We start from the raw sequence: 19,597 nt of genomic DNA on the forward strand, positions 1-19,597 counted from the left end.
ACGACATGGGAAACAGGACACGGGGCAATGCGTTCGAACTGGACGGCCGGGGGCCGTCCACCCGGCTACTGCTGGCGACCGGGGTGGTCTTCCTGGTGATCTGCGTGGTCGCGACCCAGCTGCTGCTGGCGAAATCCCGGGGCGATCTGGATCGCAGGGTCACGGTGACCGCGCTGCTCGGGAGTGTCGGCGACGGTCTGCCGGAGAAATCCGATGTGAAGTTCCGAGGGGTGCTGGTCGGCATGGTCCGGGGCGTCACCCCGGCACGCGGCGATTCGCCCAATATCGTGACCATCGACCTGAAACCCGAACACGCGCGGCGGATTCCGAGCACCGTCACGGCACGCATCGTGCCGAGCAACGCCTTCGCCGTCTCCTCGGTGCAACTGGTGGACAACGACGGCGGGCCGTCCCAAGGAGACGACGGCGGGCCGTCCCATGAAAACGCCGTCGGGCGGCCGCTCACGGACGGTGCGACCATCGCCGAGGACCGTACGCTGCCGACGCAACTGTTTCAGACCACCCTGGTCAAGGTGCGGGAACTGCTGCGCGCCGTCGGCCGCGACGACAGCGACCGCACCCTGGGTCTCATCCGCACTCTCGCCGATGCCACGGCCGGCAAGGGCGCGACGTTGACCGCCACCGTGGACGGGCTCAATCGGGTGGTCGACGAGATGAACCGGCTCAGCACCGAGGACACCGGCCCGAGCACCCTGCGCACCTGGGAGCGGGCCATCGCGACCTTGGCGGAGACCGCACCGGATCTGGTGGACGCGCTGCACAGCACGGTCGCGCCCCTGCGGACCGTCGCCGAGAAGCAGGAGGAACTGGCGGCGCTGCTGCTGGGCACCGGCGACACCCTCGGCACCGTCGGCACCGCCATGGACAATCACGCCGACCAGCTGGTGAACATCACCGCCCAGCTCACCCCGGTGGTGGGGGTGCTGGCCGACGACGCCGGCGAATTCCCGGCCATCATGCTGCGGTTGAACAGTGTGGTCGACACCTTCTTCCGGGAGCTGTGGACGCGCACCGGAGAGAAGCTGACCTTCACCTTCAAACTGGTGGTGTCGCTGACCCCGCTGCGGCTGTATGTGCGGGCCGACTGCCCGGTGTACGGCGAATTGCGTGGCCCGAGTTGCGATACCGCGCCCGAGACCACACCGGTCATCGACACCACGGGTCTGCCCGATGCGCGCGCCTACACCCCGCCGCCCGGGGTGACGCTGCCGGACGCGGACTCCGCGGCGGCCCGCATTCTGCTCGGCCCGCTCGGAACTCCGCCCGCACCACCGGTATTCACCCCGGTTCCACAGACCGGTCGCTCGACGGAGGGCCAACGATGACAGCACACCGACGAAACCTGCTGTGGCTGGCCGCTTTTCTCGTGGTGAGCCTGTCGCTGACCTGGACGATATTCGTCACGTTACGGCGGGATGTACAGGGTCCCACGCATTCCTACACCGCGATGTTCACCGATGCCTCGGGCCTGCGCAAGGGCTCGGATGTGCGGATCGCCGGGGTGCGGGTGGGCAGGGTCGACGCCGTGGAACTCGACGGCACCCGCGCCCGGGTGCGCTTCCGGGTGCGGCGCGATCAGCCGGTCTACGGCGATACCCGCGCCTCGATCGTCTACCAGAACATCGCCGGACAACGCTATCTCGGCCTCACTCTGGCCGACTTCGGTCAACCCGCACGGCTGCCCGACGGCGCCACCATCCCGGTCGAACACACCGAGCCCTCCTTCGATCTCACCGGTCTGCTCAATGGTTTCGAACCGCTGTTCACGCTGCTCGACCCGGCCGACCGCGGCAATCTGTCCACCGCACTCATCGAGGCGCTCCAGGGCGATGTGCACGCACTCACCACGCTCATCACCGAGACGTCCCGACTGGCACAGGTGGTGGCCGGACCCGACGAGCTGCTCGGCAAGGTGATCACCAGCCTGAACGGGGTGATGGCCACCCTCGCCGCGCAGGGCACCCGGTTGCAGACCACCCTCACCCAGGTCCGCACGGTGGTGGACGGGCTCGCCGAGCAGCGCGGTGAGCTGGTTTCCTCGCTCGGCGCGATCTCCGGAACGGTCGGCCGGCTCGCGGCGGTGATCACCGGGGCGGCACCGGATCTGGAGCAGTTGCTGGCCCGGGAGCCGGGGTGGCTGGCGACCATCGTCGGCAATCCGGACGGCGTCGCCACCCTGGGGGCGAACCTGCCCGCGGTGTTCAAGGGGCTGGCCCGGGTGACCGGGGACAGCACCGCCATGAGCGCGCAGGCGTGCGACTTCAACTTCACGATTCTCGACCTGATCGCCCCCGTCGTTCCCGCGATCGTCGACAGCGCGACCCCCGGTGGGCAGCGCAGGTACTCGGCACAGTGCAGGTGATATGCCATGACAGCGACAGCGCGAAACAGCACGCCGCGCAGCCTCATTCCACGCTCCGTCGGTATCGGTCGGCGACTGCGCGACCGGCCCCTGGAATCGCTGCGCCAGACCTGGCTCGGTGCGCTGGCGCTGGCCGCGCTCGTCCTGGCGGTCGCCGCCACCACCCTGGTGACCACGCTGCACATCGGCCAGGCCACCTACACCGCCGAGTTCGGACAGGCGGCGGGCATCCGGCCGGGTGATCAGGTGACGGTCGCGGGGGTGCCGGTGGGAACCGTGGGCGGCACCGAACTCGCCGGCGACCGCGTGCTCGTCCGCATGAAGATCGACGGCGACGTCGCCCTCGGCGCGCAGACCCGCGCTGAGATCGTCCTCACCACCGTACTGGGCGCTCGCTCGATCGCGCTCATGCCCGCCGGTGACGGATCACTGCCGGACGGACGAATCCCACTGACGCACACCACGGTTCCCTACGATCTGCAGAAGCTGCTACAGGATTCGACCGCCACTTTCGAACAGGTCGACGCCGATCGTTTCGCGCGATCCATGGGCCTGCTGGCGGCACAGCTGCGCGATACGCCCGCGATCCTGCCCGAGGCACTGGCCAATGTGGAGAACCTGTCGCGGATGATCGCCGAACGCCGCGATCAGATCGGCGCACTGTTGCGCAATACCGCCCAACTGGCCACCATCCTCGGCGACCAGAGCGGCGATATGGCCGCCCTCATCGGACAGGGCGATGTCATGGTGCGGGAAATCCTCGCCCGCCGGGCCGGTGTGGTGCGACTGCTGGATGCCGCGACCCAACTGGTCACCATCGCGCATACGGTGGCGGTCGGCAATCGGGAGCACATCGACTCGCTGCTGGTCGACATCCGCACCCTCACCGGCATGATCGGCGACCACGACGAGTTGCTGCGCAATATGTTCCAGGCCATGCCGATCGCCGTCCGCAATATCACCAATGCCACCGGCACCGGCCCGTTCCTGGACTTCCTGCTGCCCGGCGGGCTCATGGTGGATTCCTGGATGTGCGCGATCAGCGCCAATGCCGAGCAGCACCACTGGCCCGAACACTTCCGGTACTTCGAGGACTGCCGATGAGATACCCAGCCCTCCGCCACCGAGCCCTCCGTACCGGCGCGATCGCGGCTCTGGTCGCGGCGCTGGTCGCCGCCGGATTCGCGGTACTGCCCGGCACCGGGACCGCGCCGCGCACCATCATCGCCCAGTTCGACAATGCCATCGGCCTCTACCAGGGCAATGCGGTCGCGGTGCTCGGCATGCCGGTCGGCACGGTCGAGAACATCACCGCCAAGGGCGAATACGTCGAGATCGAACTGCGCATCGACAGCGGCGTGCGCCTGCCCGACACCGTGCAGGCCGTCACCGTCGGCACCTCGATTCTCACCGAACGGCATATCGAACTCACCCCGCCCTACACCGACGGCCCGACCCTGCCCGACGGCGCGGTGCTCGGCCTGACCCGCACCAGAACGCCCATCGAGTTCGACCGCATCCTGAACATGGTGGACAAGCTGGGCACCGCGCTGGGCGGCGACGGTCGCGGCGGCGGCCCCGTCGCCGAGATCCTCGACAGCACCGCGGCCATGGCGGCGGGCAGTGGTGAGCAACTGCGCTCGGCGCTCGGCACGCTGTCGGAGGCGCTGCGCACCGGGGCCGACGACGGCGAGGGCACCCGCCAGGCCATCACCACCATCGTCACCGAACTCGCCGCGCTCACCGACGCCGCCGCCCGCAATCAGCAGCTGCTCGACCAGTTCGGTTCCGGCGTCGGGCAACTCAGCGACCTGCTGGTGCGGGAACAGCTGGGGCAAGGTGAGACGGGGCGACTGCTCAACGAGGTGCTCGACCGCATCACCGCCCTGCTCACCGAGCATCGCGACGATCTGCGCGCCACCGTGGCCAGCAGCGATTCCTTCGCCCGCGCGCTGGTGGACTACCGGCGCGAACTCGCCGAGGTCTTCAATCTCGCCCCGCTGGCGGTGGACAACGTGGTGAACGCCATCGACCAGCGCAACGGCTATCTGCGGGTCGGCGCGCACTTCGATTCGGTGTTCTTCGACAGCTCCATGACCAAGGAGGTGTGCAATATTCTCGGACTACGCCAACTAGGGTGCAGCACCGGCAATTTCAGCGATATGGGGCCGGATTTCGGCGTCACGTCGGTACTCGAGGCGATGACGAGGATGCACCCGTGAGCCGCCGTCGACCGCTGCCGGTCACCGTCTGCGCCACCGCGGCCCTGCTCGCGGGCTGCTCGGTCAGCGTGGAGGACCTGCCGCTGCCCGCGCCCGGGGTGAACGGCCCGAGCTATCACCTGAACGCGGTGTTCTCCAATGCCCTCAACCTGCCCGATCGCGCCAAGGTCCGGGTCGGCGGCGCGGACGTCGGCGAGGTGGTGTCCATGACCGCCCGCGACTACACGGCGGTGGTGTCGATGCGCATTCTCGACACCGTCGCGCTACCCACCGGCACCCGGGCCGAATTGCGTTCGGCCACACCACTGGGCGATATCTTCGTCTCCCTGGTGCCGCCCGCCGGAGGTGGCGGCGACACGGCGCTGCGCGACGGTGACACCATCCCGCTGCCGTCCACCGCGGCCGCCGCCACCGTCGAGGATGTCCTCGCCTCCACCACCCTCCTGGTCAACGGCGGCGTGATCCGCAACCTCACCCGGGTGCTCAACGGTATGGGCGACGCCATGAACGACGGGGGTGCGCGCCTGACCGCCGTCATCGCGCAGTCGCGGGATCTGCTGGCCACCATGGCGGCCCGCTCCGAAGAACTACGCGGCGTGCTGGCCCGCACCGCGGCACTGGCCGACGGCCTGGACGCGCGGCGCACCGCCATCGACGAGATTCTCGGCGCGGCCGGACCCGCCCTCGCCGTGATCGCCGACAACACCGCGCGCATGGTCACCCTCGCCGACCAGATCGCCGCGCTGACCCGGCATCTGGAGAAGTTCCCGGCGATTCAGGGCACCGACACCCGCAGCATCGTGCACGACCTGAACATGGTGTCGGCGGCCTTCAACGAATCCGCCGTGGATCCGCGCGTCACCATGGCCAACCTGCTGCGCATCCTGCCGCCGACGCTGAAGTTCTTCAGCTCCAACGCCGCCCACGCCGATGTGGAACTGCGGCAGGTGGTGATCGGTCCGGTGGACGATCCCGGCCACCTGGCCGATTCGGCGTTCCGGTTCCCGGAGCAGGCCGATCTGGCGAACTTCGTCGGATCGCTGGCCTTCGTGCTCACCCAGCTCGGCAATCGCGTGACGGGGGCGGGGCGATGAGCATGCTGGAACCACCGGCGCGCCTGCTGGTGCGCACCGCCCGGGCCGCGACGGCGCACCGGCTCGCGCTGTCGGTGGTCGCGCAGGTGGCGCTGCTGGCCCTGGCCGGGGCCTACATCATGTTCGGCGCGCTGCGCACCGATCCGTTCGCCACTCAGATGCGGATTCGGGTACAGCTCAGCGAATCCGGCGGACTGCTGGCCGGACAGGACGTCACCCTGCGCGGCGTGCCGATCGGACGGGTGGAGTCGGTGGAGCTGACCGCCGACGGTGTGCGGGCGGTGGCCCGGGTCGACGGGACCGCGCGCATTCCGCGCGACGGCACGGCGGTGCGGGTGTCGGGGCTGTCCCCCGCCGGTGAGCAGTACCTGAACTTCGAACCCAGCTCGCAGGGTGGGCCGCTGCTGACCGACGGCAGCCTGATCACCCAGGACCGCACCGTCGTGCCGGTGCCGCTGTGGCGGGTGCTCGGCAATATCGACGGCCTGCTGGCGCAAACCGATCCGGAGCGGCTGCGGGCCATCGTGGACGAGCTCGGCGTCGGACCGGAGGGACCGCGCACACTGCGGAACCTGCTGGGCGGCATGGAACTGCTGGTCTCCAGCCTGGACGGCGTCCTGCCGCAGACCACCGCCCTGCTGCGCGACAGTCGACCGGTCTTCCAGCTCATGATCGACAAGGCCGACGGAATGCGCACGGCCACCGCGAATCTCACCGCCACGCTCAACGCCGCCGGGGCCAAGGACGCCGGGCTGCGGCAGCTCATCGAGCACAGCCCGCGCACCCTGGCCGCACTCGACACCCTGATCGCCGACAACTCCCCCACCATGGTGCAGCTGCTCGGCAATCTCGCCACCGTCGCCCAGCTCTCCTATATCCGGGTGCCCGCGCTGACCCATCTGCTGCGCGACGACCGCGGCTCGGTCCTCGACGCCGTCGCCTCCACCATGCACGACGGCGGGGTGTGGGCGGTGGCCAACCTGTACTTCCGCCACTACTGCGACTACCCGCATCCGCGCGACGTGCCGTTCGACCCCAGCTATCCGGAGCCCTACATGTACACCTACTGCGCCAATCCCGATCCGGCGCTGCTGGTCCGGGGAGCCCGCAACGCACCGGTGCCCCCCGGCGACGACACCGCCGGTCCGCCACCCGGATACGACCCCATGCGCCGCACCGACCCGACACCGATCGGACCGCACACCATCCCGCTGCCCTACGGCGGCCCCGTCATGCCGCCCGAATCCGAGCCCCACCGGCAGGGCAAGTAGCTCGACCCCTAGGAAACGCCATGCCCGACAAGACCATCGACGTCCTCGATCAGGACGCCGACTCCCCCACCTCGACACCGCCCGAGACCGCGACTACCACCGCCACCGACAGCACCGGCTGCGACAGCAGCACCGACGACATGCGCACCGACCGCGACCGCGAAACCCCCTCCGACACCGACGTCGCGACCGCGAAGTCCACCGCACCCGACAGCAGCCGGTCGTCCACGGCCGATCCCGCGACTCGCGCGGACCCGATCGACCAGGCGGCCCCAGCAGAGAAGGCGGCCCGTTCAGGCACACCGGCCCCGGCAGACAGCTCGGCCCGCGCGGACAAGGCGACACCAGCAGACAGCTCGGCCCCGGCAGGCGAAGCGACACCAGCAGACAACGCCACCCCGGCAGGCGAAGTGACATCAGCAACCAGCGCCACCCCGGCAGGCGAAGCGACACCAGGAGACAACGCCACCCCGGCAGGCGAAGTGACACCAGCGGACGACGGAGCCCCCTCGGACAAGGCGACACCGGTGGCGTCGGCGGCATCAGCAGGCAGCGCCGGCGCGGCGGAATCGTCGGACGCGACAGGTCCCACGACTCCGGCACATTCCCGCGTGGCCAAGACCATCCGTATCCGGTGGCGCCCCGCGGCCGGTGCGCGCCGCCTCGCCCCGGCGATCGCGCTGCTGCTCATCATCGGCCTCGGGGCCGCCGCCGCGTACTTCGGCTGGCAGTACCGCGAGGTGCGGGCCACCGAGCAGGCGAGTGCCGCCGCGCTGCGTGCCGCCGAGACCTACGCCGTCACCCTGACCTCGGTGGACAGCGCCGATCTGGACGCCAATTTCCAGGCTGTCCTGGACGGCTCCACCGGCGAGTTCCGCGACGCATACACCCAGTCCAGCAGTCAGCTGCGGCAGCTGCTGATCGACCACCGGGCGGCGGGCAAGGGCGTGGTGCTGCAGTCGGCCGTCCAATCCGCCACCCGGGACGAGGTGGTGGTGCTGCTGTTCGTCGACCAGACGGTGACCAATACCGAGATGCCGGACCCGCGGGTGGACCGCAGCCGCATCGTCATGACCATGCGGCTGGTCGACGGGCAGTGGAAGGCCGCGCGGGTCGATATTCCCTGACGGCGCTCGCCGTCGACGAGAGGTGGAAAGACGAGAGGTGGAAGTATGAACAGTCCCCAACCCACCGGCGCGCTCACCGCGCTGCGCGACGACCTGATCATGCGGTCCATGCTGGCCCGCGTCGGTGACGTGCCCGAAGCCGTCCTGCTGCCCGTGCTGCGGGTGGTCGCCGACGACCGCGCCGCGGTGGACGCGGGCTGGGCGGCCGTCACCGCCAAGCGCACCGGCAACCGGTTCCTGGAGGGACCGCGCTGGTCCTGGAAGCGCCGCTACGGCCAGTTCGTCACCGAACTCGAATGGGCCACCACCGAATTGACGAAGGTCATGCCGGTCGAGGACGTCACCGACCTGGTCGCCACGGCGGTGTCGATCCGGCTGCGCCGCTGGCTGCGCTATCTGCTCCCGGCCTTCGCCTCGCTGCGGCTCATTCCCCAGGGCATGTACCCGTCGGTCATGGACGCGGGGGTCGGCTTCGCGACCTTCCTGGTCGGACCCATCCGCCGCACGGCGGTCGAGGCCGACGGCACCCTGGTGTACGAGATCCCCGAATGCGCCATGCACGCCTCGGTGTCCGCGCCCGCCGCACAGACGAATTCCTGCCTCATGGGCTGCAAGGCGGCCTGTGAGCGCGTCTTCGACGCCACCTCGGCGATGCCGCTGGAATTCGAACCCCATCTGCCCGAACTGTCCTGCACGCTGCGCGTGCGTCCCGCGCTCTCATGATCCAGGAGGGGCCATGTCCAGCCCGACCACGACATCCGACCAGACCGCGACCGGTCGCGACTATCTGCCGCTGCACGACGAATTCGACTACACGGTAGACGATTTCACCGGAGCAGTCCCGGAGAGCCTGCGCGGCACCATGTATCGCAACGGACCGGGCAAGATGGACGCCGGGGGCCAACCGCTCGGCCATCTGTTCGACGGTGACGGCATGCTGTCCATGTACGCCTTCGACGACGGGCGACTGCACTTCCGCAACCGGTTCGTCCGCACCAAGCACTATCGGCGGTCGCTCACCGCGCACGGCGCGCCGTATCGCGCGCTGGGTACCCTGCGATCCGGCGGAATCCTCACCAACGCACTGCGATTCCCGGCCAATGTGGCCAATACCAGTGTGGCCGTGCACGCCGGGAAGCTGCTGGCGCTGTGGGAGGGCGGGCGACCCACCGAGATCGACCCCGACACCCTGGCCACCGTGGGCGTACACGATTTCGACGGCGGGCTCACCTGGATCGGCGCGTTCTCCGCTCATCCGCGCTGGGATCCCCGCACCGGCGAGATGTTCAACTTCGGCCTGTCCATGTTCCCGCGCCCCCAGCTCGCCTGCTACCGGGTCGACCGCGGCGGCACGCTGCACGCGCTGGGGTCGCTCGGACTGCCCACCCCGATGTTCAATCACGATATGGGCCTCACCGAACGCCACCTGGTGTTCGCCATCCCGCCCCTGGTGTTCCCGATCGGCAAATTCCTCGGTGCGGGCCTGGGCATGCGCAATTTCATCGAGGCCATCGACTACGACGCCCGGCGCGGCACCATGATCGGCCTGGTGCCCCGCGACGGCGGCAAACCCCGGGTGCTGCACACCGATCCGCTCATGCACCTGCATCTGGCCAACACCTACGAGGACGGCTCGGACACCGTGGTGGAGCTGGTGGACTACGACGCCTCCTGGACGGAACTCAACAGCCAGCTCAGCACTGTGCGCGACGGCATGCTCGGTGCCGGAAAACCCTACGGCGGCAGGCTCACCCAGCTGCGCGTCACCCCCACCGGCCGGGTGATCCACGAGATCCTCTCCGACCTGCACGGCGACTTCCCCACCTACAACCTGGGCCACACCAGCCGCCGCAACCGCTACGTGTACCTGGCCGCCAGCGCCGACGGCACCCCCTACCCGAGTTCGATCGCCAAGCTGGACACCGACACCGGCAAGGAGTCGGTGCACCGACTGCCGGACGACACCCTGGCCCACGAGGCCCTGTTCGTCCCCCGCCCCGGTGCGAGCGCCGAGGACGACGGCTGGCTGCTGGCCGTGACCCAGGACCGCACCACCGAACTCGCCAGCGTGCTCGTACTGGACGCGCGCGACCTCCTGGCCGACCCGCTCTACCGCGGCACCCTGCGCCACCACATGCCGCTCACCTTCCACGGCACCTTCACCGACCGGGTCGCCCGGCCCGCCTGAACACCCGGCGGGCGGTGCGTGGCCGCATCGCCCGCCTAGGTGGTGGCGTCGAGCAGCAGGCGCTCGAACAGGCTGTCCAGGATATCCATTTCGATGGGGTCGGAGGCCGCGGCGGCGTGCGCGAAACCGTCCACGACGGCGAGGATGAGCCGGGCGATCTGCACCGGGTCGAGGTCGGCCGGGATTCGTCCGGCGGCCTGCCCTCGGGTCACCGCCTCGGCCACGCCTTCGACCATGCCCTTGCTCACGGCGGCGAAGGCTTCCGAGAGTTCGGCGTGCCGTCGGGCGTCGATCGGTGCGGTCGCGACGAACCCGGCCAGTTCCGGATGTTCGTGGTTGATCCGCATGGAGACCGCCAGCAGGGCTTGCAGCAGTTCGCGCACCGAGAGCGCACCGTCGATGGCGGCCGCCGCGCGGTCCTGGATGCGGCCGTACACCTCGGCGCAGACGGTTTCGAACAACTGGCTCTTGGTGCCGAAGTGGTAGTAGACCGCCCCGGCGGTGACCCCCGCGATACCGGCGATGACGCTGTTGGTCGCCGGTCCGTAGCCGTGCTGAGCGAAGCAGCGAATGGCGGCGTCGACAACCCGCTGTCGCGTGTCGACGCTGTCGATTCCGGCCGGGCGGCCCGGACCCGGTTTACCCCGCTTGCTCTGAGTCACCTGGTCATTATCGCGTATCGGCCGGGTCGTACCGGCCGGAAGGGGTAGCGGTGGTGCGCGGTGCCCGGCCGGTCCACCGGCGGTGGGCGCGGCTGAAATTGGCGGCGTCGTGGTAGCCGAGCCGGCGCGCGATATCGGCCAGGGTGAGGCGATCCAGGGCCAGCAGTTCGGTGGCGAGGGTGTGGCGCACCTCGTCGAGCAGTTCGCGGAAGGTGGTGCCTTCGGCGTGCAGCCGGCGGCGCAGCGTGCGCTCGTCCAGGTGCAGCCGGGCCGCGACGGTGGCGGCGGTCGGCCCGTCGGCGAGTTCGGCCAGGATCAGCGACCGGACGCGGCCCGCCGTGCCGCGGCGGGCCCGCCGGGTTTCGAGCAGCCGTCGGCACTGCTGTTCCAGCAGCAGCGCGGTGGTCGAATCGGATTGGGTGAGTGGATGATCCAGTAGTCGGGCGCTGAACACCAGGCGATGCCGGGCGGCATCGGTGCGCAGGTCGACGCCGGGCAGCCGCTCCCGCAGCCGGGCCGCGCGGGCTCCGGTGAAGGCGGTCTCGATGCGCATCCCGCTCCCCGCGCCGATGGCGGCCGGAGCCAGGACGGCGATCTTGGTGAGTTCCCGCTCCACGAAGAAGGCGCGCACATCGGCCGGAATGGCGCTGTCGTCGAAGGTGACGGTCAGGTCCGGCCCGTCGGCGGCGAGCACCGGTTCGATGAAGGCGAAGGACAATTCGGCGTACCGCACCCCGAGCCGGATCGCCTCGCGCACGGTCGCGGCGGACAGCATGGCGTAACCCCAGACGCCGAGGGTACCGACGGTGTAGCGCAGCCCGGCCGCGATTCCGAGACCGGGCCGGTCACCGATCCGGTCCAGCAGGGCGCGGGCGATGGCCAGTTCCTGTCCGGCTTCGACCACGGTATCGGGCCGGGTCAGGTCCGTGGCGCACAGCCCGGTACCGGACAGGCATTCGCTCGCACTCATCCCGTACTCGCCACCCAGCTCGACGAGGATGCGGGCGGCGGCCGGTCCGCGCGGATGATCCCAGGCGCGCGGCGGTGGTGTGATCGAAGCGCTCATGTCCGTAAATGACAATAGGACACCCGGAGCGGACATCGCGGCGATTCGGGGTCGGCTCCTAGCGTCGAACCATGACGAGCAGGACGGTGTCGGTCGGGATCATCGGCGCGGGTTTCGGCGGTGTGGCGGCGGCCATCGAATTGGACCGCCACGGCATCGGCGACTACACGATCTTCGAGCGGGGCGATTCGGTGGGCGGGGTGTGGCGGGCCAACTCCTATCCCGGTGCGGCATGCGATGTGCCCTCCCCCATCTACTCGCTCTCCTACGCACTGGAGACGAACTGGTCGCGCCGGTTCGGCACGCAGCCGGAGATCCACGACTACCTGCGGCGCACCGCCGACAGCTTCGGCGTCACCCCGCGCATTCGATTCGGCACCGAGGTCACCGCCGCCGCCTTCGAGGAGGACAGCGGCCGCTGGCGGGTGGAGACCGCGGCCGGCGAGGTGCTGCGATTCGACGCGCTCATCTGTGCCACCGGCCAACTCTCCCGCCCCCGACTGCCAGAACTGCCGGGCATGGCGAGCTTCGGCGGTGCCCAGTTCCATTCCGCGCAGTGGGATCACGACGTCGATCTCACCGGTCAGCGGGTCGCGGTGGTGGGCAGCGGCGCGAGCGCGGTGCAGGTGGTGCCCGCCATCGTGGACCAGGTCGCGGAGCTGCACGTCGTCCAGCGGTCCGCGTACTGGGTGGGCAACAAGTGGGACCATCGCACCACCCGCGCGATGCGCGCGGTCCTCGGTTCGGTGCCGGGACTGGCCCGGCTCCAGCACAATATCGAATGGCTGTGGTACGAGTCGCGAGCGCCGTTCATCGCCCGCTGGGCCGCACCGGTGCAGCGACTGTTCGAACTGTGGCTGAAGGTCAAGATGCGCCGCGAGATCCGCGATCCGGAACTCCGCGCCGCCGTCCTGCCGACCTACCGCTTCGGCTGCAACCGCGTACTGCTGTCCAATGACTGGTATCCGGCGCTGGACCGCGAGCATGCCACCCTCCACCCGCACGGGGTGGAGGAGGTCACCGAACGGGGACTGCGGCTGTCCGACGTCAGCGAGGTCGCGGCGGATGTGATCGTCTGGTGCACCGGGTTCACGGCGAGCGAGTACCTCGCCCCCGTCGACATCACCGGACGCGACGGCCGAAAGCTGCATGCGGAGTGGAAGTCCGGGCCGTACGCCCATCTGGGGATCACCGTAACCGGCTACCCGAATCTGTTTCTCATGTTCGGGCCGAACACCGGCTCGATCACCAACACCATCACGTTCATGCTCGAGAAGCAGGCCCGCTACGCGCGCATCGCCATCGAGCGCATCGCCGAGCGCGGCGGCTGGCTCGACGTGCGCCGCGAGGTCCAGGACGCCTACAACGAGCGGCTCCAGGAACGGTTGCGCCACACCGTGTTCACCACCGGCTGCCCGGGCTGGTACCACACCGAGGAGGGCAAGGTCATCGCCGTCTGGCCCGGTTCGCATATCGGTTACGCCCGCGCCACCCGCACGGTGGATTTCAGCGAGTACGAGTTCGGTCACGCACCCGCGGCCGTCTGACCTTCCCGATCCGACCCCGCGCGGTGGCCCCGCCCTGCCCCGGCCCGCTCGACGGCCACGACCGCCGCGAACAGTAGGGCCTCACCGGCATTGCCGAGCGGCGGCAGGTCGAAGGCCGCCGCGGAGGCCACTACCAGCACCACCGCCGCGATCACCAGCAGGGGCCGCTTCTCCCTGCGCCACAGCGTGATTCCGGCGAGCAGCACCACGGCGATCACGACCAGTACGGGCCAGGGCGGCCCGTGCGGTTCCGCAGGGGTGTAGCGGAGGGTGTCGGCGAACTCGCGTGGAACCAGCCGCAGCGCGAGCAGATCGCGCAGCACGCCCCAGGCCATCAGCAGTACGGCGAGCATCCAGGCCCAGCGGCGACGCAGGCCGAGCACGCGTTCGGCCGCCCACACCAACAGCAGCGGGGTCAGCACCGCGTGCCCGACGAACCTGCCGACGCTCAGTGCGTGCAGCGTCGCGCCCGCACCGAGAGTGGAGCCGAGACCGAAGACCGCCGCGTCGTAGGCGAGTCCGAGACCCAGCAGGGTCAGGGGCCAGCAGGGCGCGGACGGCACTCCGGAACCGGTCCACAGCGCCACGACGCATCCCAGCTGTGCCACCGCCAGCAGCACCAGTACCACCGAAACCATCCGCTACCACCCGCTTCCCTCGAACGGCCACGATATCGGCGGCTCCGCCGGGTGTCGGTCACCGCCGCCCGGCTCGGCCCGCGCTCAGGCCGGTTTCCGGCGCAGGTAGGCCCCGTGCGGATCGCCCTGTACCCGGCCATCGCCGAAGATCCGCCGACCGCGCAGAAAGACGTCGGTGACGCGGGCGTTCATCTCGAAGCCCTCGAAAGGCGTGTACTCCTGGGCGGATTCGGAGTCGGCGGCGCGCACGGTCCAGCGGGCGTCCGGGTCGATCAGCACGATATCGGCGTCATGGCCCGGTGCGATATCGCCCTTTCCGGACAGCCCGTACCGGCGTGCGGGATTGCCGGAGGTCAGCTCGGCGATCCGGGACAGCGGCAGCCCCCGCTTCGTCCCCTCCCCCACCAGACCCGGCAGCAGGTACTCCGCGCCGCCGAATCCGGATTTGGCGGCGAAGACGTCCGCGCGATCGTCGCCGAACTTCTGCTCGTCCCGACAGCAGGCGTGATCGCTGACCACCCAGTCGATCTCACCGGCCAGCAGATGCCGCCACAGCGCCTCGACATCGGCGCGCTCGCGCAGCGGCGGATTCACCTTGCCGCCGATACCGTGCGCGGTGTCGACATCGGCCAGCAGGTGGCCGATGGTGACCTCGCGGCGGAAGTCCACGTGCGGGAAGGCCCCGGCCATGGTGAGCGCCGCCGCGACCGCCTTGGCCGAGGACAGGTGCAGCAGGTTGATATTCGCCAGTCCGGTCTCGTGGGCGAGATAGGAGGCCATGGTGATGGCCAGGCCCTCGGAGTGCGGCGGGCGCGACGCGCTGTAGGCACGCAGCCCGGTGAGGGTGCCCTCGCGCTCCACCAGTGCCGTGTAGGCGGCCATGATCTCGGCGGTCTCGCAGTGCAGCGACAGTGAGATGTGCGGACCCAACGCGGCGCGCGCCCGCTGGACGGCGCGCATGACGAATTCGAAATGGGCCAGGTCGTAGCGCTCGTGTGGCCCCAGCATGAGGAAGTCGGCCTGATCTGACGAACGGCCGTGCAGTCCGTGCCCGCCGTAGAACATGAAGATCTTGAACGAGGTGATGCCGAAATCGGTGACCAGCGACGGGATCTCGGCGATGTGCTCGGCGCTCATGGGCGCCAGGTGCAGGGCGTGGTCCACGAACGAGCGCCCCGACATCCGCTCCAGCACCTCGGGGACGAAATCGCGGTACGCGCCGCCCCGGTTCAGGTAGTAGCGGCCGGTGCGCATATAGGTGAGGGAGGTGGTGACGCCACCCTGGGCGCAGGCGCGGCTCTCGGTCTCGGTGTCCTGCGACAGCTCGCGGTAGATGCCCCAGTGCTGGTGGGCGTCCACCACACCCGGAAAGGCCAGCAGGCCCTGCGCGTCGACCACCCGATCCGCGTCGGTGACCGTCTGATTCGGCCCGATGGCGGTGACGACGCCGTCGTGCACGGCGATATCGACCGGTTCGGGATGGTCGGTGGTCGGATCACCCGGTCGCACCACGCGGGCGTTCCGGATCAACAGGTCGGTCGCCACGACTGCTCCAGTTTCTCTGTGCGAAACATCTTTTCCAACTCGGCGATCATCGCAGTAGGATGCGCTGATAGTCAACGCCACAACGTCCTGAGCTGTTTCGTATTGGGAAACACAAGGTGGCGGGTGAGGAGTCGGGTGATGGATGGACCGCTGTCGGGAATCCGGGTGCTGGAGGTGGCGACGCTGTTCGCCGGACCGCTGGCGGCGACGCTGCTGGCGGATTTCGGGGCCGAGGTGGTGAAGCTCGAGCACCCCGGCGGCGACCCCGTGCGCGGACACGGCGCACAGCGCGACGGGGTCGGCCTCTGGTGGAAGATGCTGGGCCGCAACAAGAAATCGGTGACGCTGTATCTGGGCGCACCGGAAGGGCAGGAGATCTTCCGCCGGATGGTGGCCGACGCCGACGTGGTGATCGAGAACTTCCGCCCCGGAACCCTGGAGCGCTGGGGATTGGGCTATCCCGAACTGCGCGAGATCAATCCGGGACTGGTGCTGGCCCGGGTGACCGGATTCGGGCAGGTGGGGCCCTATGCCCGCCGTCCCGGTTTCGGCACGCTGGCCGAGGCGATGAGCGGATTCGCCGCCGTCACCGGAGAACCGGACGGCCCGCCCACGCTGCCGCCCTTCGGCCTGGCCGACGGGATCGCGGCGCAGGCGACCGCTTTCGCCGTCATGACCGCGCTGCGCGCCCGCGATCGCGACGGACACGGCCAGCAGATCGACCTCGCCATCATCGAACCGATTCTCACCCTGCTGGGTCCGCAGCTCATCGCCTACGACCAACTGGGCGAACTCCAGCCGCGCATGGGCAATCGGTCCTCGAACAACGCACCGCGCAATGTGTACCGGACCGCCGACGGCGGATGGGTGGCGGTGTCCACCAGCGCGCAATCGGTGGCCGAGCGGGTGATGCGACTGGTCGGGCGGCCGGAGTTCATCGACGAACCCTGGTTCGCCTCCGGTGCCGAACGCGCCCGGCACGCCGATGAACTGGACGCCGCGGTCGGGGCGTGGATCGCGGACCGCCCCACCGACGAGGTGGTACGCGCCTTCGAGAAGGCCGAGGCCGCCATCGCGCCGGTCTACACCGCCGCCGACGTGCTCACCGATCCGCAGTATCGGGCACTGGGCACCATCGCCGAGGTGCCCGATGCCGAACTGGGGACACTGCGCATGCAGAACGTGCTGTTCCGACTCTCCGAGACACCCGGCCGAATCCGCTGGGCGGGACCACCGCTGGGCGCGCACACCGCGGAGGTGCTGGGCGAGTACGGCGTCGACGCCGCGGCACTGACGGCGCTGCGGGACGCGGGGGTGGTCGCATGACGTACCCGGCGCATTCCCCGGACCGCCCGGCCCGACCCGTCATCACGCGCGATCCCCTGCTGGAGGCGGTGCGCGGCGGCGTCCGGCTGATCGAACTCGGCCAGCCCTTCTTCACTGGTATGCCGTGCTCCCCCAACCATCCCGGCTTCCGCATGACCCTGGCCCGACGCCACGGCGATATGGTGCGGCCCGACGGCGGGTCCGCCGCCAATGAGGTCATCGTGACCGGCGGGCACGTCGGCACGCACATCGACGCGCTCAGTCACGTCAGCCACGACGGACTGCTGTACGGCGGCATCGACGCCGCGGCCGCTCAGCGGGGCGGCGCGTTCAGCGCCCACGGCGCGGAACTGTTGCCCGGCTTCCTACGGCGGGGCCTGCTGTTCGACATCGCGCGCCGACACGACACCGACACTCTGCCGGGCGGGTACGAGGTGACCGAGGCCGACCTCGACGGCGCGGCGGGCGACGCCGGGTTCACGCCAGAACCCGGTGACGTGGCGCTCATCCGCACCGGCTGGGCGCGGCACTTCGACGACCCGCCCACGTATCTCGGTGGCACGACCGGGGTTCCGGGCGTGGGCGTGCCCGCCGCACGCTGGCTCGCCGCGCACGGCGTGGCCGCCACCGGCGCCGACACCACCGCCTACGAGCGCATCGCCCCCGGCGCGGGACACAGCGTCCTGCCCGTACACCGGGTGCTGCTCGTCGACTCCGGAATCTACATCCTCGAACACCTCGCACTCGAGGAACTCGCGGCGGCCGAACTGACCGAATTCGTCTTCATGCTCGCTCCCCTGCGCATCGTCGGCGGCACCGGCTCCCCGGTGCGCCCACTCGCGGCGGTGAGCCGATGACCGAGACACCCGGCACGACCGAAGCGACCGAGCCCCGCGAATCGACGGGACCGACCGGGCCGACGGCGCCCGCCGAGTCGACCGCCCCCGTCAGGTCGACCGCACCGACCGGTCCTCCGGCGGCCTACCGGCTGGCGGAGTTCGCCGTGGCGGCGCGGGACAGGGGGGTTGGTGTGGAGTTGCGTTCCGATGCCGCGCGGCGCGTGCTGGACGCACTCGGCAACAGCATTGCGGCGCAGCGGGTTCCCGCCGCGGCCACGGTGCGCGCCCTGGTGGCCGAGTGGGGTGGGGCCGCGCGGGCGACCGCGCTGGGGCTGCCGGGCCGCTATCCGGAAGCCGCGGCGGCCCTGCTCGGCGGCACCCTGGCACACGCCCTGGACTTCGACGACACCCACCTCCCGTCGGTGCTGCATCCGTCGGCCACGGTGGTACCCACCGCGCTGGCCGTCGCCGAGGCCACCGGAGCCACCGGGGCCGCGCTGCTGGACGCCATCGCGGTCGGCATCGAGCTCACGGTGCGCGTAGGGATGGCCGGATACGATGCCGCACTGGGTAATTCGGTGTTCTTCGAGCGCGGACTGCATGCCACCGCCATCTGTGGCGCGGTCGGCGGCGCGGTGGCCGCGGCCATGCTGTACGGCCTGGACGCCGCCGGAATCGCGCACGCGCTCGGCATTGCCGCCAGCATGGGTTCGGGCCTGCTCGAGGCCAATCGCACCGGCGGCACCGTCAAGCGCGTGCACTGCGGCTGGGCCGCGCACGCCGCGGTCACCGCCGCCGGTCTGGCCCGACACGGCCTCACCGGCCCGCCGACGGTGCTGGAGGGCAGATTCGGTCTGCTGCACGCCTTCTGCGGGGAGCGGGCACATCCGGACCAGCTGCTGGACGGGCTCGGTGAGCAGTGGGAGCTGCCCGGGGTGTTCTTCAAGCCGTATCCGTGCAATCACTTCACCCACGCCGGTATCGACGCCGCCCGCCGCCTGCGCGATCGCGGTGTCACCGCCGACGAGATCGTCCGCCTCACCCTGGGTGCGCCCACCCCGGTGCTGCGCACCATCGGCGAACCCCGCACCGCCAAACAGCGACCCGAATCCGGCTACCACGCGGCCTTCTCCGGCCCCTACACGGTGGCCGCGGCCCTGCTCGGCGGCGGCGGACTCGGCGTCTTCCACGAGGACTTCACCGACGTCGCCGCCCGCGACCCGGCCCGCCTCACCCTCGCCGCCAAGGTGGTCTGCGTCCCCGACCCCCGCTGCGACGAGATCTTCCCCCACCAGTTCCCGGCCACCCTGACCGCCGAACTCCGCGACGGCCGCACCGTCACCGAACATGTGGCGGTCAATCGCGGCGGCCCGGGCGACCCGCTGTCCCCCGACGAGCTGGCCGTCAAATTCCGCCTCAACACCGCCGAGGCGCTGTCCCCCGCCCGCGCCGACGACATCACCGAGATCGTCTACGGCCTGGCCGATCTCGACGATCCAGGAAAGCTGACAACCCTGCTGCACTCCCCCACCTAGCCCTCACCTGCGCATACGAAAGCAGCCCGGCCCCTCGGCCGCCGGGCTGCTTTCGCACGTCCGCAGCATGCCGGGCGCTCAGTAAAACTGCTGGTCACAGCGGTGAAATTTTCGGCTCGAGCTATTGACTCACGAGTGTTTCAGACCATTAATT

The 19,597-nt window shown here is 70.0% G+C and carries 17 protein-coding genes; 13 read left to right on the top strand and 4 right to left on the bottom strand.

Annotation, left to right across the window (positions count from 1 at the left end):
* Nucleotides 1-5: 5 nt before the first annotated feature.
* From QJS31_RS01580 to QJS31_RS01620, 9 genes are read left to right on the top strand one after another with little or no spacing between them, the layout of a single operon-like run.
* On the top strand, nucleotides 6-1,346 hold the full coding sequence (locus tag QJS31_RS01580; protein ID WP_306355771.1) for an MCE family protein: 1,341 nt from the start codon (nucleotides 6-8) through the stop codon (nucleotides 1,344-1,346).
* Nucleotides 1,343-2,383: an MCE family protein gene (locus tag QJS31_RS01585; protein ID WP_306355772.1), complete on the top strand. Its 1,041-nt coding sequence runs from the start codon at nucleotides 1,343-1,345 to the stop codon at nucleotides 2,381-2,383. The genes QJS31_RS01580 and QJS31_RS01585 overlap by 4 nt, the downstream gene beginning before the upstream one ends.
* Before the next feature lie 6 nt (nucleotides 2,384-2,389).
* The gene (locus QJS31_RS01590) at nucleotides 2,390-3,487 is read left to right on the top strand and encodes an MCE family protein (protein ID WP_282781069.1); all 1,098 of its coding nucleotides are present in this window, start codon (nucleotides 2,390-2,392) and stop codon (nucleotides 3,485-3,487) included.
* A complete protein-coding gene (locus QJS31_RS01595) occupies nucleotides 3,484-4,605 on the top strand; it encodes an MCE family protein (protein WP_282781067.1) in 1,122 nt (373 codons plus the stop codon). The genes QJS31_RS01590 and QJS31_RS01595 overlap by 4 nt, the downstream gene beginning before the upstream one ends.
* Complete coding sequence (locus QJS31_RS01600) at nucleotides 4,602-5,699, top strand: MlaD family protein (RefSeq protein WP_282781065.1); 1,098 nt, start codon at nucleotides 4,602-4,604, stop codon at nucleotides 5,697-5,699. Before QJS31_RS01595 ends, QJS31_RS01600 begins: the two co-directional genes overlap by 4 nt.
* Nucleotides 5,700-5,701: 2 nt before the next feature.
* Nucleotides 5,702-6,970 (top strand): MlaD family protein, encoded by a 1,269-nt coding sequence (locus QJS31_RS01605; protein ID WP_372341532.1) that lies wholly within the window; start codon nucleotides 5,702-5,704, stop codon nucleotides 6,968-6,970.
* A gap of 20 nt (nucleotides 6,971-6,990) precedes the next feature.
* On the top strand, nucleotides 6,991-8,097 hold the full coding sequence (locus tag QJS31_RS01610) for a hypothetical protein (RefSeq protein WP_306355773.1): 1,107 nt from the start codon (nucleotides 6,991-6,993) through the stop codon (nucleotides 8,095-8,097).
* Between the two features lie 45 nt (nucleotides 8,098-8,142).
* The gene (locus QJS31_RS01615; protein ID WP_282781057.1) at nucleotides 8,143-8,820 is read left to right on the top strand and encodes a hypothetical protein; all 678 of its coding nucleotides are present in this window, start codon (nucleotides 8,143-8,145) and stop codon (nucleotides 8,818-8,820) included.
* A gap of 13 nt (nucleotides 8,821-8,833) precedes the next feature.
* A complete protein-coding gene (locus QJS31_RS01620; RefSeq protein ID WP_306355774.1) occupies nucleotides 8,834-10,285 on the top strand; it encodes a carotenoid oxygenase family protein in 1,452 nt (483 codons plus the stop codon).
* 35 nt (nucleotides 10,286-10,320) lie between these two features.
* Here QJS31_RS01620 and QJS31_RS01625 read toward each other — a convergent pair whose 3' ends face one another.
* Together QJS31_RS01625 and QJS31_RS01630 are read right to left on the bottom strand one after the other, a co-directional pair.
* Complete coding sequence (locus QJS31_RS01625; protein WP_282781053.1) at nucleotides 10,321-10,947, bottom strand: TetR/AcrR family transcriptional regulator; 627 nt, start codon at nucleotides 10,945-10,947, stop codon at nucleotides 10,321-10,323.
* A gap of 7 nt (nucleotides 10,948-10,954) precedes the next feature.
* The gene (locus QJS31_RS01630; protein WP_282781051.1) at nucleotides 10,955-12,013 is read right to left on the bottom strand and encodes an AraC family transcriptional regulator; all 1,059 of its coding nucleotides are present in this window, start codon (nucleotides 12,011-12,013) and stop codon (nucleotides 10,955-10,957) included.
* A gap of 71 nt (nucleotides 12,014-12,084) precedes the next feature.
* Between QJS31_RS01630 and QJS31_RS01635 the strand changes: the two genes are divergently transcribed.
* Nucleotides 12,085-13,560: an NAD(P)/FAD-dependent oxidoreductase gene (locus tag QJS31_RS01635; RefSeq protein ID WP_306355775.1), complete on the top strand. Its 1,476-nt coding sequence runs from the start codon at nucleotides 12,085-12,087 to the stop codon at nucleotides 13,558-13,560.
* On the opposite strand, the gene QJS31_RS01640 is transcribed toward QJS31_RS01635, so the two are convergent.
* A complete protein-coding gene (locus QJS31_RS01640) occupies nucleotides 13,539-14,198 on the bottom strand; it encodes a hypothetical protein (RefSeq protein ID WP_282781047.1) in 660 nt (219 codons plus the stop codon). The genes QJS31_RS01635 and QJS31_RS01640 overlap by 22 nt on opposite strands.
* An 84-nt stretch (nucleotides 14,199-14,282) precedes the next feature.
* Nucleotides 14,283-15,743 carry a dihydroorotase family protein gene (locus tag QJS31_RS01645; protein ID WP_282781045.1) on the bottom strand — a complete coding sequence of 487 codons (1,461 nt, stop codon included), beginning with the start codon at nucleotides 15,741-15,743 and terminating at the stop codon, nucleotides 14,283-14,285.
* A gap of 138 nt (nucleotides 15,744-15,881) precedes the next feature.
* On the opposite strand from QJS31_RS01645, the gene QJS31_RS01650 reads away from it, so the two are divergent.
* From QJS31_RS01650 to QJS31_RS01660, 3 genes are read left to right on the top strand one after another with little or no spacing between them, the layout of a single operon-like run.
* Nucleotides 15,882-17,069: a CaiB/BaiF CoA-transferase family protein gene (locus tag QJS31_RS01650; RefSeq protein ID WP_306355776.1), complete on the top strand. Its 1,188-nt coding sequence runs from the start codon at nucleotides 15,882-15,884 to the stop codon at nucleotides 17,067-17,069.
* A complete protein-coding gene (locus QJS31_RS01655) occupies nucleotides 17,066-17,926 on the top strand; it encodes a cyclase family protein (RefSeq protein ID WP_306355777.1) in 861 nt (286 codons plus the stop codon). The genes QJS31_RS01650 and QJS31_RS01655 overlap by 4 nt, the downstream gene beginning before the upstream one ends.
* Nucleotides 17,923-19,443 (top strand): MmgE/PrpD family protein, encoded by a 1,521-nt coding sequence (locus QJS31_RS01660; RefSeq protein WP_306355778.1) that lies wholly within the window; start codon nucleotides 17,923-17,925, stop codon nucleotides 19,441-19,443. Before QJS31_RS01655 ends, QJS31_RS01660 begins: the two co-directional genes overlap by 4 nt.
* Nucleotides 19,444-19,597 lie beyond the last annotated feature (154 nt).

The sequence above is a fragment of the Nocardia sp. CC213A genome (assembly GCF_030766805.1).
Taxonomy (GTDB): Bacteria; Actinomycetota; Actinomycetes; order Mycobacteriales; family Mycobacteriaceae; genus Nocardia; species Nocardia otitidiscaviarum.